12 protein-coding genes are annotated in these 17,029 nt (G+C 74.2%); 7 read left to right on the top strand and 5 right to left on the bottom strand.

Features of this window, described 5'->3' with window-relative positions; translation table 11 throughout:
- Nucleotides 1–7: 7 nt before the first annotated feature.
- Nucleotides 8–2,353, bottom strand: a complete 2,346-nt coding sequence (locus ACLQ3F_RS02640; RefSeq protein ID WP_425845623.1) for a heavy metal translocating P-type ATPase — start codon at nt 2,351–2,353, stop codon at nt 8–10.
- A gap of 232 nt (nt 2,354–2,585) precedes the next feature.
- Here ACLQ3F_RS02640 and ACLQ3F_RS02635 point away from each other — a divergent pair, with 232 nt between their 5' ends.
- On the top strand, nt 2,586–3,569 hold the full coding sequence (locus ACLQ3F_RS02635; RefSeq protein ID WP_425845621.1) for an Acg family FMN-binding oxidoreductase: 984 nt from the start codon (nt 2,586–2,588) through the stop codon (nt 3,567–3,569).
- A 40-nt stretch (nt 3,570–3,609) separates the two neighbouring features.
- Nucleotides 3,610–5,340 (top strand): GAF domain-containing protein, encoded by a 1,731-nt coding sequence (locus tag ACLQ3F_RS02630; RefSeq protein ID WP_425845618.1) that lies wholly within the window; start codon nt 3,610–3,612, stop codon nt 5,338–5,340.
- A gap of 15 nt (nt 5,341–5,355) precedes the next feature.
- Here ACLQ3F_RS02630 and ACLQ3F_RS02625 read toward each other — a convergent pair whose 3' ends face one another.
- Complete coding sequence (locus ACLQ3F_RS02625; RefSeq protein ID WP_425845615.1) at nt 5,356–5,994, bottom strand: response regulator; 639 nt, start codon at nt 5,992–5,994, stop codon at nt 5,356–5,358.
- Between the two features lie 193 nt (nt 5,995–6,187).
- Between ACLQ3F_RS02625 and ACLQ3F_RS02620 the strand changes: the two genes are divergently transcribed.
- Nucleotides 6,188–7,162 (top strand): Acg family FMN-binding oxidoreductase, encoded by a 975-nt coding sequence (locus tag ACLQ3F_RS02620; RefSeq protein ID WP_425845612.1) that lies wholly within the window; start codon nt 6,188–6,190, stop codon nt 7,160–7,162.
- Nucleotides 7,163–7,177: 15 nt separating this feature from the next.
- Here the strand turns inward: ACLQ3F_RS02620 and ACLQ3F_RS02615 are convergent, their stop codons facing one another.
- From ACLQ3F_RS02615 to ACLQ3F_RS02605, 3 genes are all read right to left on the bottom strand, one after another.
- Nucleotides 7,178–8,170 (bottom strand): NAD-dependent epimerase/dehydratase family protein, encoded by a 993-nt coding sequence (locus ACLQ3F_RS02615; protein ID WP_425845610.1) that lies wholly within the window; start codon nt 8,168–8,170, stop codon nt 7,178–7,180.
- 93 nt (nt 8,171–8,263) lie between these two features.
- Nucleotides 8,264–8,731, bottom strand: coding sequence for a hypothetical protein (locus ACLQ3F_RS02610; protein WP_425845608.1), 468 nt, complete (start codon nt 8,729–8,731; stop codon nt 8,264–8,266).
- A gap of 91 nt (nt 8,732–8,822) precedes the next feature.
- Complete coding sequence (locus ACLQ3F_RS02605; RefSeq protein WP_425845605.1) at nt 8,823–9,245, bottom strand: RNA polymerase sigma factor; 423 nt, start codon at nt 9,243–9,245, stop codon at nt 8,823–8,825.
- Nucleotides 9,246–9,448: 203 nt separating this feature from the next.
- Here ACLQ3F_RS02605 and ACLQ3F_RS02600 point away from each other — a divergent pair, with 203 nt between their 5' ends.
- The 4 genes from ACLQ3F_RS02600 to ACLQ3F_RS02585 are packed head-to-tail and all read left to right on the top strand — an operon-like array spanning nt 9,449 to nt 17,028.
- The gene (locus ACLQ3F_RS02600) at nt 9,449–10,381 is read left to right on the top strand and encodes an ABC transporter ATP-binding protein (protein WP_357202235.1); all 933 of its coding nucleotides are present in this window, start codon (nt 9,449–9,451) and stop codon (nt 10,379–10,381) included.
- A complete protein-coding gene (locus tag ACLQ3F_RS02595) occupies nt 10,378–11,100 on the top strand; it encodes an ABC transporter ATP-binding protein (protein WP_357202232.1) in 723 nt (240 codons plus the stop codon). The genes ACLQ3F_RS02600 and ACLQ3F_RS02595 overlap by 4 nt, the downstream gene beginning before the upstream one ends.
- A 7-nt stretch (nt 11,101–11,107) precedes the next feature.
- Nucleotides 11,108–14,272 (top strand): FtsX-like permease family protein, encoded by a 3,165-nt coding sequence (locus tag ACLQ3F_RS02590; RefSeq protein ID WP_425845601.1) that lies wholly within the window; start codon nt 11,108–11,110, stop codon nt 14,270–14,272.
- Nucleotides 14,269–17,028 (top strand): FtsX-like permease family protein, encoded by a 2,760-nt coding sequence (locus ACLQ3F_RS02585; RefSeq protein WP_425845598.1) that lies wholly within the window; start codon nt 14,269–14,271, stop codon nt 17,026–17,028. The genes ACLQ3F_RS02590 and ACLQ3F_RS02585 overlap by 4 nt, the downstream gene beginning before the upstream one ends.
- Nucleotide 17,029: the final 1 nt, after the last annotated feature.

Below are 17,029 nucleotides of genomic sequence, written 5' to 3'. Positions count from 1 at the left end.
CCCGAAGTCACCGCCGCGCGATCGTCGGGTCGGACGGGTCGAGGGAGAAGAACTCCTCCTCCTCCTGAGCCAGGTGCAGGCGCAGCACCGCGTCCAACCCGTAGAGGGTGGCCAGCAGATCGGGAACCTGATCGGGGCGCGGCCGGCCGTCGGCGGTCTGGGCGAGTTGGGCGCCGAGCAGGTCCACCTGGCGGCGGATCTCCACGTGTGCCCGACTCATCGTCGACGTCGCCTCCTCGCTGCCCAGCGGGGCGGCCAGCGCGGGGTAGAGCTGTCGCTCCTCGGCAGTCACGTGCGGCAGCACGCGTTCGGTCAACCGGCGGTGCGTCTCGCGTACCGCCGGCAGGCACCTCGGCGAGGCCGGGTCGGTGGCGACCAGGTCGGCGGTGTCCCGCAACCCGGCCAGCACGTCGCGGACCGCCTGATGTTCCGCCCCGTAGTGGGCGAGCAACTCCCGGGTGCGCGGCGGGACGTCGCGCCGGCGCAGCCCACCTCCCAGTGCCCGCAGCGCGTTGAGGATCACCAGCACGTCGATGCCCTCCTGAAGGAACGCGCCAGCGACCGGGGGCAGCCGACCGGCTGCCGCCACGAGCATCGCCAGCACGGCCAACCCCATCCCGACGGTGGCGCTCTGCACGGCGATCCGCCGGGCGTACCGGGCGATCTCCACCGCGTCGGCGAGCCGGTCCAGCCGGTCCACGGTGAGCACCGCGTCCGCCACGTCCGCCGAGGCGCTCGCGCCGGTCGCGCCCATCGCCACGCCCACGTGCGCCTCAGCCAGCGCAGGAGCGTCGTTGACCCCGTCGCCGACCATCACGGTGACCGCCCGGTCGGCTTCGGCCCGTACCCGGTTCACCTTCTCCTGCGGCGTGCAGTGGGCGAGTACGTCGTCCACGCCGACCGCCTCGGCGACCTGAGCGGCGGTGGCCGGCTGGTCACCGGTGACCATCACGATGCGCCGCAGCCCTGCCGCGCGCAGCCGGCGTACGGTTCGGCGGGCGTCGGGGCGCACCGGATCCTCCAGCAGAATCGCGCCGAGCACGCCACCCTCGTCGCTGACCCACACCGCGGACCAACCGGCCAGCTCGGTGCGGGCCCGCGCCCGGTCCGCCCAGTCGGGCAGCTCACCGGTGAACTGGCCGACCTGGATCAGCCGCCCGTCGACCCGGCCGCTGACCCCCCGGCCCGGCTCCTCGGTGACTCCGGTCGGCTCGGTCAGCGCCAGCCCGCGCTCCCGGGCCTGCCGGACCAGCGCGGCGGCCAGCACGTGTGGGGAGAGCTGTTCGACCGAGGCGGCCAGCCGCAGCACCTCGTCCCGGTCTCCGCCCGGGGCGACCACCGTCTCGGCGGCGCGCGGGCGGCCGGCGGTCAGCGTGCCGGTCTTGTCCACCAGCAGTGTCCGAGCCCGGCCGAGCAGCTCCAGCGCGCCACCGTCGCGGACCAGGACCCCGCGCCGGGCCACCCGGGACAGGCCGGACACGATCGCGATCGGGGTGGCCAGAAGCAGCGGGCAGGGGGTGGCCACCACCAGCACCGCCACCGCCCGGACCACGTCGCCGGAGAGCAGCCAGCCCAGCCCGGCCAGGACCAGCGTGAACGGCACGAAAGCGGCGGCGTACCGGTCGGCCAGCCGCACCATCGGGGCCTTGCGGGCGGTCGCCTCCTGGGCCAACCGGACGATCCCGGCGTACGTGCTCTGCGCCGCGCTCCTTGTCGCGCGCATGCCGAACCCCGCGCCGGCGTTGACCACACCGCTGGCCACCGCCTCCCCGGCGGCCCGCTGAACCAGCCGCGACTCTCCGGTCACCACCGACTCGTCCAGCGTGGCCGCCTCGTCGACGGTCCCGTCGACCGGCACCACGTCTCCCGGGCCGACCAGCAACCGGTCCTCCACCGCCACCTGCTCCAGCGGCACCACCTCGATCGCGCCGGCAGGCCCACGCCGACGTGCGGTACGCGGAGCGCGCTCCAGCAGGGCCCGCAGGTCGCGGGTGGCCCGGCGCTGCGCGTACGCCTCCAATGACCGTCCGGTCGCCACCATCACCGCGATCACCGCCCCGGCCAGGTACTCCCCGACCCCGAGCGCGCCGGCCAGCGCCAGCACGGCGATCACGTCCACGCCGAAGTGCCGGTGCCAGAACGCCCGCAACATCGACCAGACGGCGGGCAGCAGCGCGACCACCGTGACGGCCGCCCAGATCAGGTCGGCCGCGCCGGCCCGGCCGGCGATGCGCAACACCGCACCCGCCAGCACTGCGGCGGTGAGCCCGACCAGCGGCGCCCACGCCCACCACCGCCGGACACGTCCGCGGACCGGCTGCTCCGGTACGCACTCGTTCGGCTCGGCCCCCACCTGCGCATCGTCGCAGCCGGTGGGCGGCCAGCGGCCGGACACCGGACGTTTTACCCGGTGTCCGGACGTCGTGGCGGTGTGCCGGACCTGGTAAGGCGGGCGTAACGGCTCGGCGTGGTCGGGACCTGCGGCCCCTGCGGGCACACCACCGGATGGCACAGGATGAGGCGGCAACCCCAGACACGGCGACGCGCCGTACGGCACGATGAGCAGAGACGGAAAGGTCGTGACCATGAGTCAGGAGAGTCAGCTGACCACCGCGCTGGCGGAGGCCGCCGCCACAGCCGGCCACGCCCCCTCGGTGCACAACACCCAGCCGTGGCGTTGGCGGGTGCTGCCCGACGCGCTGGAGCTGCGCTCGGTCGCCGACCGACAGCTCGCCGCCAGCGATCCCGAGGGTCGACTGCTCGCGATCAGTTGCGGCACCGCCCTGCACCACGCCCGACTGGCGCTGGCCGCCGAAGGGTGGCGAGCCGTGGTGGAACGGCTGCCCGACCCGGCCGACAGCGAGCTACTGGCCCGGCTGACCGACCTCAGCCACACCACGGCCGACCCGGACGCCATGCGCATGGTGCAGTGCATGCAGGTCCGGCACACCGACCGGCGGCCGGTCAGCGACGAGCCGGTGCCGCCGACCGCGATCGAGGAGATCACCCGGGCGGTCACCGCCGAGGGTTGTCGTTTGCAGATCCTCGACCGCGACGAGATGTTGGAGTTGGCCGCCACCGCCGGGCACGCCGACACGGTCGAGGCCGAGGATCCGGAGCTGCGCGCCGAGCTGGCGTACTGGACCAGCCGGGCCGACCCGGGCACCGGCCTGCCGGCGGAGGTGCTGCCCGAGCAGCCCGCGCAGACCACAGTGCCGGGCCGCGACTTCGGCCGTCCCGGCAGCCTGCCGATAGGTCCGGGCCACGACCGGATGGCGGTGTACGCGATGCTGCACGGCGACGAGGACGAACGGGACAGCTGGTTGCGCGCGGGCGAGGCCCTCTCCGCCGGTTGGCTGACCGCCACTCGGCTTGGCGTGTCAGTGGTGCCGCTCAGCGCGGTGGTGGAGGTGCCGGGCACCCGGCAGACCCTGCGTCAGATGCTCTCCGGGATCGGCTTCCCGTACATCGCGTTGCGGTTGGGCATCGCGGACCCGACGCAGGCGGGTCCGCCGCACACGCCGCGGTTGACCACCGCGCAGATGGTCGACACCTCTGCTGTCCGTTGACGGGTCTGGGGACGAACGGCACCGGCGCTACCATGCCTCGATGACCAGCAGCGTGCCGCCGCCCCGTCCGGAACCAACGGCGACACCGTCGCTCGGGCTGAGCCCGCTGTCGCGGGTCCGCCTCGACGAGCTGCTGCAGGAGATGCTGGTCCGCGTCGGTGAGGTGGTGACCAGCCGGGAGCGCCTGCGGGCCCTGCTCGACGCGGTGGTCGGCATCGGCACCAACCTGGATCTGCGCACCACCCTGCAACGCATCGTGCAGGCGGCCTGCGAGTTGGTCGGCGCCCGGTACGGCGCGCTCGGCGTGGTCGGCCCGGACCGGCTGCTGCACGACTTCATCGTCCACGGCATCACGCCCGAGCAGCACGAGCAGATCGGCGACCTGCCGCACGGGCGGGGCGTGCTCGGCCTGCTCATCGACGATCCCCGGCCGCTGCGGATGCCCGACATCACCCAGCACCCCCGCTCCTACGGGTTCCCGGCCAACCACCCGCCCATGCACAGCTTCCTGGGCGTACCGGTCCTCATCCGCGACCAGATCTTCGGCAACCTCTACCTGGCGGAGAAGCAGGGCGGTGCCCAGTTCACCGAGGACGACGAGGAGATCGTCGTCGCGCTCGCCGCCGCCGCCGGCGTGGCCATCGAGAACGCCCGCCTGTACGCCCTGGCGCACCGGCGGGAACGCTGGCTCGCCGCCACGGCCGAGATCACCTCGGTGCTGCTGGGCGAGGTACGCCGTACCGACGCGTTGGCGTTGGTCGCCCGCCGAGCCCGCGAGGTCGCCGAGGCCGAGCTGGCGCTGGTGCTGCTCTACGACACCGACAGCGAGCAGTTCTCCGTGGAGGTGGTCGACGGCCCCGACGAGCAGGCCCACGCGCTCGTCGGCGCGGTCCTGCCCGCCGCCGACACCAGCTTCGGCGCGGCTGTCGCCGAGGGCCGGCACGATCAGGTCGACGACCTGGCGCACGCCGCGCCGTGGCCGGCGCTGCTGCACACCGGCCCGGCGATGATCTCGCCTCTCACCACCGCCGAGGCCCTGCACGGCGTGCTGATCGTGGCGCACCGGCCGGAGCGCGGCGGTGGTGCCAGCGAGGAGGACCTGACGCTGCTGGGCAGCTTCGCCGGGCAGGCCGCGCTGGCCATGGAACGGGCGCGCGCCCAGGAGGAACGGGAACTGCTGGTGGTTCTGGAGGACCGCGAGCGGATCGCCCGCGACCTGCACGACGTGGTGATCCAAAGACTCTTCGCCACCGGCCTGCAACTCCAGAGCGCCGCACCGATGGCCCGCCCTGAGGTGGCCAAGCGAATCAACGCGGCCGTCGACGATCTGGACGCCACCATCCGCGACATCCGCCGGACGATCTTCGAGTTGCGTACGCCGATGACCTCGGAGCTGCGCACTGAGATCCGTGCGGCGGTCGAGGCCGCCGCCGAAGCGCTGGGCTTCAAGCCGCACCTGGAGCTTTCCGGGCCGGTGGACAGCGCCGTGCCGGACGCCATCCGCCCGGACCTCACCGCCGTGCTGCGCGAGGCGCTGTCGAACGTGGTCCGCCACGCGCAGTGCACCCGCGTCGATGTCGCCGTACGCGTCGACTCCGGCCAGGTCACCGTGACGGTCACCGACAACGGGGTGGGCTGCGACCCGGCCGCCGCCCGGGGTGGCCTGGTCAACCTGCGCGAACGCGCCAGCCGCCTCGACGGCACCTTCACTGTCACCGCGGCCGAGTCGCGCGGCACCGAGGTGTGTTGGGCCGTGCCGCTGCGCGACTGACTCCCGCGACCCGGGTCAGGGCGCCTTGCCGAGCAGACGCGTGGCCAGAACGGCGGCCTGCGTGCGGCGCTCCAGGCCCAGCTTGGCCAGCACGCTGGAGACGTAGTTCTTCACTGTCTTCTCCGCCAGGAACATCCGACCGGCGATCTCCCGGTTGGTCAGCCCTTCGGCCACGTACTCCAGGATCCGCCGTTCCTGCTCGGTGAGCGACTTCAGCTCGCGCGGCTGCTCGACGCCGTTGCGGATGCGCTCCAGCACCCGGGTGGTGATCGCCGGGTCGAGCAGTGACTGCCCGGCCGCGACGCGACGCACCGCGTCGACCAGGTCGGTGCCACGGATCTGCTTGAGCACGTACCCGGCGGCACCGGCCATGATGGCTGCGAACAGCGCCTCGTCGTCCTCGTACGAGGTGAGGATCAGCCCCTTGATGGACGAGTCGACGGCGCGGATGTCGCGGCATACGTCGATGCCGTTGCCGTCGGGCAGCCGCGCGTCGAGGATCGCCACGTCGGGCCGCAGCGCCGGGATGCGGCGGGCCGCCTCCTGCGCCGAGCCGGACTCGCCGACCACCTCGATGTCGCCGCTGCTCTGCAACAGGTCGGCCAGGCCACGGCGGACGACCTCATGGTCGTCGAGGAGGAAAACCCGGATCATCCCTCTTTTCTACCCGCTGCCCGTGGCCCACCGCACGGGCCGAAGGTCCCGATCGGCACGGAGCGAGCGGGCGCTCGGACCCGACTGGTCGGGACGTCCGGCCCTGCTGGGCGACGACCGAACGACGGACCGTGGAGGTACGCCAGCACAGCGGCACCACCCGCCGCCGGCCCAGCGGGAGAGGAGCACCGACATGGACATCGGCTACACCGCAGCCCAGTTGCGGACCGCCGCCGTGGACGCGGTCCGGGCACCGTCGTTGCACAACACCCAACCGTGGCGGCTACGGCTGCGCGACGGCGGCATCGAGGTGCTGGCCGACCCGGCCCGCCGGCTGCCGGCGACCGACCCGAGCGGGTGGGGTGTCCGGATCGCCTGCGGCGCGGCGTTGTTCAACCTGCGCATCGCCCTGGCCGTGGCAGGAGTCCCAGCCCGGGTGCGGCTGCGCCCCGACCCGGCCGAGCCGGACCTGCTGGCCCGGCTGGTACCGGACCTTTTGCGTCGACCCACCCCCGCCGAGCAGAGCCTGCACGGGGCCATCCCGCGCCGGTTCAGCAACCGCCTGCCGTTCTGGCCGGACCCGGTGCCGGCCGACGCCCGCTGGCGCCTCGGCGAGGCGGCCCGTGCCGAGCAGTGCTGGTTGGAGCTGCTGATCGGGGTGAGCGCGGTCTCCGCGTTCGGGGAGATCGCGCGCAGCGCGCACCGGGTGCTGGAGCGCGACCCCGCGTACCGGGCCGAACGGGATCGGTGGCTGCGCCGGGAGTCCACCCCGGACGGCGTACCCGTCTCAGCCGGAGGACCGCAGGGCGAGCCGCAGGACGTCCTCCCGACGCGCGGCTACGGTGGGCGCGACCGCGCCCCCGGGCGGGACTTCGAACCGGAGCCCCTGGTGGGGGTGCTGGGCTCGGCGGGCAACACCGCCGTGGACCAGGTGATCGCCGGGCAGGCCCTGCAACGCCTGCTGCTCACCGCCACGGACGCCGGGCTCAGCGTGTCGATGCTCTCCCAGCCGATCGAGGTGCCCACCGCGCGGGAGCAACTGCGGCTGGCACTGGGCCGGTTCGGCACACCGCAGATGGTGCTGCGGATCGGGTACGGCCAGCCGGGTCGACCGACCCCCCGACGTGGTGTCGACGAGGTGCTGGACCTGCCGGTGGTGCCCGCCTGACCCGCCGGGGCACGGTCAGGCGGCGAGCACGGCGGCCTCCAGGGTCGGGTTCAACCCGATCGAGCTGCGGTGCGGTCGCCCGGCGCGCGGCGGAACCGCACCGACCTCGCGTAGCCACCGCCAGGTGTCGGCGACGGTCTCGGCCACCGGCCGGCAGGTCAACCCGGCAGCGAGGGCCCGGGTCACGTCCCGCTCCAGCAACCCCCGGGACGGGTGCCCACGCGGCAGCCAGATCGGCAGGTCGCTCCACGGCTGCACCCCGGCGGCGAGGATCGCCGCCGGATCCGTCCACCGCAACCGGGCGTCGGCACCGGTGGCGGCCACGCACGCGTCGAGCAGCTCGCCCATCGTGGTCTGCGTCGGAAGGCCGACCGCGTTGAACGTGCCGCCCACCCGCTGGGCGCCCGCGGCCAGCATCCACCCCGCCAGGTCGCGGACGTCGACGTACTGCACCGGCAGGTCGGCCGGGGCGGGGGCGAGCACGTCCCCGCCCCGCTCGATGCGCCGAAGCCACCAGGGCAGCCGGCCGATGTCCTCGCCCGGGCCCAGGATCAGGCCGGCCCGGGCGACCAGCGCACGCCCACCGAACACTTCCCGCACGGCGCGCTCGGCACCGGCCTTGAGCTGCGGGTAGTCGCCGTCGACGGAGCCCGGGTCGGCGTCCACCACCGGGGAGTCCTCGTGCAACCCCGCTGCGGCATGGTCGGTGTAGACCGAGCCGCTGGACACGTACACGTAGTGGCCGACCGCGTCGACCAGGGCGCGTGCGGCGTCGCCGGCGGCCCTCGGCGCACCGTCCCAGGTGTCCACAGCGACGTCCCACTCGCCGTCGGCGAGCGCGGCCAGACCGTCCGGCGCGGTGCGGTCACCCCGCAACCGGTGTACGCCGGACGGCACCGTGCCGTGCAGCCCTCGGTTGAACACCGTCACCGACCAGCCGTGGCGTACCGCCTCGGCGACGGTGGCCCCGCCCACGAATCCCGTACCACCCAGCACCAGCAGTCTCATGCGCTCCACCCTGCTGGCACCGGTCGGCGAAGGGCACCCCCGTTCGCCGGCAGCGGATCTGCCCGTGGCAGAACCGGACGGTGATGCCGCCGTTCACCTGCTGCCGGTCGCCGGTCCGGCCAGCACCCTCCTGCGGCGCAGCAGCGCCGCACGCGCCCGACGGGCCGCCCGCAGGTTCAGGGCCGCCACCGCGCCGAGCAGGAACACAACGCCCAGCAGCGCCGGCTCCAGTTCGTGTCGCAGCAGGCTGATGACCAGCGCGCCAACGCTGAATGCCAGCCAGGCTCCGACGCCGAGCCAGCCGGCGACCACCCGATCCCGGGCGAACAGCGGAGTCCGTCGAGTCACTGCCCAACCACCGAACACCGCCCAGCACAGGCCGATCACCACCAGGACGGCGAAGGCCACGTTGGTGCGCGTCGGCAACCCGGGCTCGGTGGCCCAGAGCAGGCCGATCAGGGCGCTGGCGGTGAGACCGGTGAAGGCCAGGGCCAGGTAGCCGACCCGCCTGCGCAGCGACAACGGCGCGTCCAGTCGCGCCAGCACCTCTTCCGGAGTCATGCCTCGTACCCCTTCCGCACCAGCTCGTGACGTAACAACCTGCGGGCCCGGTTGAGCCGCGACTTGACAGTGCCGACGGGTACGCCGCAGATCAGCGCGCAGGCGCCAACGGCTGGTCCTCCAGGTAGAACAGCAGAAGCACCTCCCGTTCCCGGGCGGGGAGCGCCGCCAGCGCCCCGGCCAGCGTCTCCCGGTCGACGACCTCCTGCGCCTCGTCACCGCCGGGCAGGTCGTCGATCGGTTCGGGCTCCGGACGGGCGTACGCGTCCCGCAGCCGGTTCATCACCGCCCGCCGGGCGATGATGAACAGCCACGGGGTGAACCGGTCCGGCTGCCGCAACGTCGGCAACCCCTTGAAGACCGCCAACCAGATTTCCTGCACCACATCGTCGTCGGACCCACCGAGCATCCGCCCGACGTACCGTTCGACCGCCGGATGCCAACCCTGCACCAGCTCGGCGAACGCCTCCCGTTCACCCAACTGGCAGCGGACCACCAGCAACTCATCGCTCATCGGCCCTCCTTCGCCTGTTCAGTCGGCGTGGAAGCCCGGCAGGTTCACGACCCGCCACAGCGAAACCGGCCTCGGCGGGTGGGAGGGTCGCGACGGTAGACCCCCGCCCAGAATGCAGGAAAGCCACCCCGGGCATGGTCAACGAAGCCGCCGATTGCGAAACTGCTTCAATCTGCCTCAGCACAACCCGGACGGAGCAGGGAATGTCCAGCACCCCGCTGTCCCTGCCGCAGCCCTCCGCACGGGCACCCGAGTTCGGCCACGACGCGCTCATCGTCTGCGAGAACCTGGTGCGGATCTACCAGACCGGTTCGATCGAGGTGCAGGCACTGCAGGGGCTGGACCTGGCCGTGAAGAGCGGTGAGCTGGTCGCCGTCGTCGGTGCCTCCGGATCGGGCAAGTCGACACTGCTCTCCATCCTGGCCGGCATCGACGCCCCCACCGCCGGGCGGGTCCGGGTCGAGGAGTGGAATCTGCTGGCGATGTCCCGCGCTGACCGGGTGGACTACCGACGGCACACCGTCGGGTTCGTACGGCAGCAGACGGCGAGCAACCTGATCCCCTACCTGACCGCACGGGAGATGGTGGACCTGCCGATGACGGCGGCCCGTACCCCGAAGCAGGAACGCCGGGACCGCGCGGCCGAGCTGCTGGACAGCCTCGGTGTCGCCGACTGCGCCGATCGCCGCCCCGGGCAACTCTCCGGAGGGCAGCAGATGCGGGTCGCGATCGCGGTGGCGCTGGCCAACCAGCCGCGGGTCCTGCTCGCCGACGAGCCGACCGGCGAGCTGGACGCCGCCACGTCCGCCGAGGTCTTCGGTGTGCTGCGCGATGTCAACCGGCGTTACGGCGTCACCGTCGTCGTGGTCACCCACGATCCGGAGGTCAGCGGCCAGGTCGAACGGACCGTCGCGATCCGGGACGGACGCACCAGCAGCGAGGTGCTGCGCCGCACCACCACCGACGCGGAGGGCGACACGCACATGATCGCCGAGGAGTACGCCGTGATGGACCGGGCCGGGCGGGTCCAGGTGCCCCGCGAGTTCCGCCAGGCGCTGGCGCTGACCCGACGGGTCCGGCTGGCCCTGGAACCCGACCACATCACGATCCACCCCGACTCGGGAAGCGGCGAATGAGTAGCGAGCCGCTGCTGAGCGTCCGCGGCGTACACCGGCGCTTTCGTACCGGGCCGACCGTCGTGCACGCCCTGAACGGCGTGTCGCTCGACGTGGCCGCCGGTTCGATGGTGGCGCTGGTCGGCCGGTCCGGCTCGGGCAAGACCACCCTGCTCAACGTCATCGGTGGCCTGGACCGCCCGGACGCCGGCACCGTGCACGTCGACGGCACCGACGTGACAGCGCTCGACGAGGACGGCCTGTCCCGGCTGCGACGCGAGAAGGTGTCGTACGTCTTCCAGAGCTTCGGGTTGATCCCGGTGCTGTCGGCGGCGGAGAACGTCGCGGCCCCGCTGCGGATGGCCCGCGTCGCCCCACCCGAGCGCGAGCGGCGGGTCGAGTTGCTGCTGGAGCTGATCGGCCTGGCCGACCACGCCCGGCAGCGGCCGGCCGAGCTGTCCGGCGGCCAGCAGCAGCGGGTGGCGATCGCCCGCGCGCTGGCCGCCTCACCCAAGCTCCTGCTCGCCGACGAGCCCACCGGGCAACTGGACGCCGAGACCGGCCTGTCGGTGATGGCGCTGCTGCGCGGGATAGTGGAATCCGAGGGCGTCACGGTACTGGTGTCGACCCACGACGCGGTGATGATGGCCCTGGCCGACCGGGTGATCCGCATCCACGACGGGCACCTCGACGAACAGGCGGCCGGGCAGCCGTACGTACCCGTGCCGGACGCCGGGTGACGCGACGATGAGGTTGGTCAGCCGGCGCGCCCGCGCGCAGTGGCCGTTGCTGGCAGCCCTCCTCGGGGTCGTCACGATCGGCGCGACCCTGCTGGGCACCTGCACCCTGCTCGTCACCCGCACCGCCGAGCGGGCGCTGGAGGTCGCCATGGCTCGCGCCGCCCCCGCCGACGTCGACGTGACCGTCTACACCGGCACCGTCGAGGGCCGCGACACGCAGTCCGTCGCCGCCGACACCCGCACCGTGGTGGCCTCCACGCTCGCACCGATCCCGGTGACGACAACCGCGCGGGCGTCAACGGTGCTGCGGGCGCTGCCGCCCACGCTCGCCACGGGCACCACAGTCCCGCCGCAGGCCTACCTGTCGGGGCTGGACGACCTGCCGACCCGAGCCGAGCTGGCCACCGGGCGCTGGCCACAGCACCCGGGCGACGCGATGCTGCTGGAGTCCACCGCACAACTGCTCGGCCTCACCCCCGGTGACCGGGTACGCCTCGGCGCCGAACTGGCCCACGCGCCCGTCCCGGCCATCGACGTGACAGTCGTCGGTGTGGTGCGCCCCCTCGCGGGACGCGGCTGGGACCGTGACCCGCTGGCCGCGGCCGGCTCCGCCATCGGCTACCGGGACGGCCGCTTCATGCAGCCGGTCAACGCCTACGGCCCGTTCCTCGTCGACCTCGCCGACCTGCTCACCACCGGCGCCACAGTCGACCGGATGGAGGTCACCGCCCATCCGGACCTGTCCCACAACAACCGCAGCAACCTGGAGACCGTGGCCGGGGCCGTCGACAACGCCGACCGCCGGCTGGCCGGCACCCTCGGCGAGCGCGTCCAGCTCGCACGGGTCGCCTCCGACCTGCCGCTGACCCTGCGGGCCGCCGACGACCAACGGCACGTCACCGCCGCCGTCGTGCTCGCCGTCGCCGTCCTCGGCGGTGTCCTGGCCGCGACAGCACTCGTCCTCGCGGGCCGGCTGACCGCGGGCATCCGCGCCGACGAGACCGCCCTGCGGGCCGCCCTGGGCGCCAGCCGTCGCCAGCTCGCCGCCACCGCGACACTCGAGGCCGGGCTCGTCGCCGCCGTCGCCGTCGCGCTCGCGATACCTGCCTCGTCGGCCCTGCACGCCGGTCTGACCCACCTGCCACCGCTGGACGACGCCGGCCTGACCGTCCGGCCAGCCGTCTCCGGCGTCCAGGTCCTCGCGGTCGTCGGTGGCGCGCTGGTGCTCGCCGCCGTACTCACCGTCCTGGCGATCCGACCGGTCCCGGCGGCCGGCGAACGGCGCACCCGCCGCGAACTGCTGGCCCGATCCGGTGCCGACCTGCTGCTCGCGGTATTCGCCGCCGTCGGGTGGTGGCAGCTGTACGGGCAGCCCACCACCGCCAGCCCACGCGCCGACGCGGTCCGGGTGCTCGCGCCGGCACTGCTGCTCACCGCGGGTGCCGCCCTGGCTCTCCGGGTGGTACTCCCCGCCCTGCGCGGTGCCGACCGGCTGGCCTACCGCGCCCGCGGGCTGGCGCTTCCGCTGGCGGTCTCCGAGGCTGCCCGCCGGCCGCAAGCGGTCGCCGCCGGTCTGCTCGTCGGGCTGGCCTGCGCGGCCGGCACCTTCGGCCTCGCCTTCGACAGCACGTGGCACCAGTCGCAACGCGACCAGGCCGCGCTCGCCGTCGGCACCGACCTGGCACTCACCCTCAGCACGGCGCCGGTGGCCGGAGACGGCGCTGTCGTCAGCGCGGCCACCACGGGGGCGGTGAGCCCGGCCCTCGACCGTGGCACCACGGTCGGTCAGTGGCTCGGCACCGCCGGCGACGCGCCGCGTCTGGTCGCCGTCGACACCACCCGCGCCGACGCGCTGCTACGCGGGCGGCTCGACAACGAGCGCGGATGGGCGGACGTCGGCACCGCGCTGGCACCACGCACCCGGGTCACCGGCCTCCCCGTCCCGGCCGGCGCCCCGCTCGTCCTGAGCGGAACCGCCTCCGGCGGCACCCCGCTCACCGTGACGCCCCAACTGCTGCTGCAGGACGCCACCGGCCTGCGCACGTCCTGCACCGGTCCCCCCGTACCGCTCGACGGTCGGGAGGTTCGGCTGCCCGACTGCGCGTCGGCCGACGGACTGCGCCTCGTCGCGGTCGCCCTGCCGATCGCCGCCGACCCGGTCGGCGGACGCGTCGCCGTCGCCGTCACGCTCACCGTGCCACCCGCCGGGTCGCAGGAGAGGTCCACCGACGGGTCGGACTGGACCGCCACGTCCGCGCCGCCGGTCCCGGGCAGGTTGGTCGACCCGACGGTCATGATGTCCGCCACGCCGACGGGAACCGCGCTGCGGATGGCCACGACAGTCGACCTCGCCGGCGCCGACGACGCCGCCCTGACCCTCGTCGCCACCGCCTTCCCGGACCCCGGCCCGGTGCCCGTCGCCGTCTCCGACCACTTCGCCAGCGAGGTCGGCGCCGAACGCGGCAGCGAACTCAGCGTCACGGTCGGCATCACGCCCGTCCCGGTCGTCGTCACCGAGGTCATCCCGACCGTACCGTCCGCCCCCGGCGCCGCCGCCGTGCTGGCCGACCTGGACACGCTGTCCCGCGCACGCGTCGTCACCGGCGACCTGACGTTCCCGGTCGACGCCTGGTGGGTCGGCCGCCCGACCGAGCCCGGTGCCGCCGAGCGGGCCACCGCCCTGCACCTGGGCACCGTCGCGACCCGCGAGGCGGAGACCGCCCGTCTCACCGACGGCCCGCTGAGCGCCGGGCTGCCGGCAGCTCTCCGGCTCATCGTCCCGGCCGCCGCACTGCTGCTGCTCGCCGGCGTCGTCCTGCACGTCACCTGTGATCTGCAGGTCCGCGCCGTCGAGGTGGCGCGGCTGCGCGGCCTGGGGATGTCCCGGCGCGACATCCGGGCCGTGCTGCTCGGCCAGCACGCCGGCGTACTGCTGCCCCTGCTCGCGGCGGGCACGGCCGTCGGCGCGCTCGCCACCCGCGTCGTCGCTCCCCTGCTGGTGCGCTCCGACACCGGCGCGGCGCCCGTCCCGGTCGCCCAACCACACTGGCCGTGGCCGGCCGAGACCGCACTGCTCGCCGCCCTGCTGGCCGGTTGCGTGCTGGCGGTCGCCGTCGTGGTCACCGTCCAGGTCCGCCGGGCCGATGCCGCGCACCTGCGGGTGGCACCGTGAACCAGTGGCTGACCCGCCGGTGGCCGACGCCGCACTGGCCCAGCGTCCGCAGCCGTGGCCGCACCGACGTCGGGCCGCTGCTGCTCACCGCCGCCGTCATCGCGACCGTCACGCTGCTCGCCGGGGCCGTACCGCCGCTGCTGCGCGCCGCCGCCGACAACGCCGTGCAGGGCACGGTCCGCGACGCCGGCACCGACTCGAACGTCCTGGCACACGCCGACTGGGAACGCGACGACGGACCGACCGGTGGTCGGGTCCGGATGCCCAACCTCGCCGAGGCGGTCGACGCCTTCCTCGCCCGAACGACGTCCGCGCTCGGGCCCGACCTGGACGCCGCGCTGCTTCCGCCCGTCGCCGTCGTCAACGGCCCGATCCTCAAGATCACCGACGGCAACGTGCCGCGTACCTTCCAGTTCACCTACCTGGCCAGTGACCTCGGCGGCCCGGACGTCACCTGGATCGCCGGCAGCCCGCCCGGTCCCGCCGTCTCCGACGAGTACGTCGAGGTCCCCTACGACGGACCCCCCTGGCCGGTGCAGATCGGCCTCTCCGAGGCGGACGCCGCCGCACTCGACCTCGACCCCGGCGACCGGATCCCGGTCAAGGACAGCCAGGGTGGCGACAAGGACGTCCGGGTCAGCGGGATCTACCGACCCGCGGACAGCGCCGACCCGGCCTGGCGACTCGCCCCGGCACTGCTGCGCCCCGTACCCGGCGCCGACGGCGTCGGGACCACCCGGTTCAACGGCCTGCTGTCGCGCGACTCGTTACCGGACGCACGGCTCGCCGTCGACGAGGACCAACTACGACGCACCGTCCACTTCGCACCCGTTCCCGACGCGCTCACCTCGGACTCCACTACGTCGCTCGCCAGCCAGGTGGTCAAGCTCAAGGCGACCTCCGGCTCGTCGAGCGACCGCGACCAGTCCCTGAAGTGGGAATCGCAGCTCGACACCGTCCTGCGCGACGCCCGTACCCGCAACAACGCCGCTGCGGCACAGGCCGCCATCCTGCTCGCCGGGGTACTCACCGCGGCGGTGCTGGTCCTGCTGCTCGCCGCCGACCTGCTGGTCCGCCGCCGCACCCCGGTGCTGAGCATCGCCCGGCAACGTGGGGCGGCGCTCCCCGACCTCGGCGCGGAACTGGTCATCGAGTCCGCAGTGGTGTCCCTGTCGGCCGCCGCCGTCGGGCTCGCACTCGCACGCGCGGCCGCTCCGGGCGTCGCCTGGACCTGGGCCGTTCCCGTGGTCCTGGCCGGCGCCGTCGCCGGGCCGGCGTTCGGCACCCTCGCCGCCGCCCGCGCCAGCCGTGACCGACGCCAACCCGCCAACCCGGCCGCTCGGCGCTGGATCCGGGCCACCGGCCAGCTGCGCCGCGCCGCCGTGGAGGCCGCTGTCCTGATCGCCGCGATCGCCGCATTCGTCACACTGCACCAGCGTGGGCTCGTGCCCGCCGCCTCCGACGGCGACACCGGTGAACTGACCGGCGACCTGATCCTGCCGATCAGCGCACTCTCCCTGGGCGCGCTCGTCGGCGCGCTCGTCCTGCTCCGGCTACTGCCCCTCGGGGCGCGGTTCGCGCTCCGACAGGCCCTGCGCTCACGCCGCCCCCTGGCCGTGTTCAGTGCCGCCCAGGCGACCACAACGGCCGGACGCGCGCTGCCCCTGCTAGTGCTGGTCAGCACCACGGCGCTCGCGTCGTTCGCGCTCATCCTCGGCGCCACCGTCACCCGGGGCCAGACCGACGGCGCGTGGAGCACCGTCGGCGCCGACGCCCGCCTCGACGTCGGCGCGGACGCCGAAACCGCCACGCCCGCACTCGCCGAGCGCATCGCCGCCGCACCCGGGGTAGGGCAGGTCGTCGTCGCGCAGGTGACCGACTCGGCACGCGTATTCGCCGAATCGACGCTGCTCACCCCACGCCTGGTCATCGTGGACGCCGCCGCGTTCCAGCACCTGCTGGCCACCACACCGCTGCCCGACGCGCCGGCGCTGGCACGGCTCACGGCTCCCGGTCCGGGCCCCGGGGAGGTCCCGGCGCTGGTCCGCTCGAAAGCCGGCGATCTGCGTACCGGCTCGCGGCTGCAACTCCCCCGCAAAGGCGCGCCGGCGATCCGCCTCGCCGCCGTCGGTACCGCTCCCTCCGTCGGCGGCGTCGACGACGTCGTCATCGTGGACGCCACGGCCCTTGCCGACGCCGGGCTGCCCGCCGTTGCGAACACCGTCTGGGTGACCGGTCCCGGCGCGGGGCGGGCCGTGTCGAACACCGGAGTCGCCTCCAACGTCGTGCTGCGTACTGACGTCCTGCGGGCGCAGCGGGTGGCTCCTTTGACGGCAGGGCTGACACGGCTGGCGTGGACAGCTGCCGCGGTGCTGCTGGCGCTGGGGTTGCTCGGCCTCACGCTCGCCGCCGCCGCCGGTGCGTCGCAGCGGTGGCAGACCCTGACCCGTCTGCGGACCCTCGGCCTGCGGCCACGCGACGTCCGCTGGGTCGCCGCCGGCGAGTTGCTTCCGCCGGTCGTGGTCACCGCGGTGTGCGGTCCGCTACTCGGGGCCGTGCTCGCCCGCCTGGCGCTCGGCCCGCTCGACCTGCGGCTGCTCACCGGCCAGGCCGCCGACCCGGCGGCGGTCCTGCCGTGGTGGCTGCTGGGCCTGGTGAGCGTGGCGCTGCTGGCGGCGGCGGCCACCGTCGTACCCGTCGAGTCGGCGCTGCGGCGACGTGACCGGCTGAGCGAGGTACTTCGCGCCGGCGAATGAC

Source organism: Micromonospora sp. DT15 (assembly GCF_049841475.1).
GTDB lineage: Bacteria > Actinomycetota > Actinomycetes > Mycobacteriales > Micromonosporaceae > Micromonospora.
This window is presented reverse-complemented; position numbering and strand designations above follow the sequence as displayed.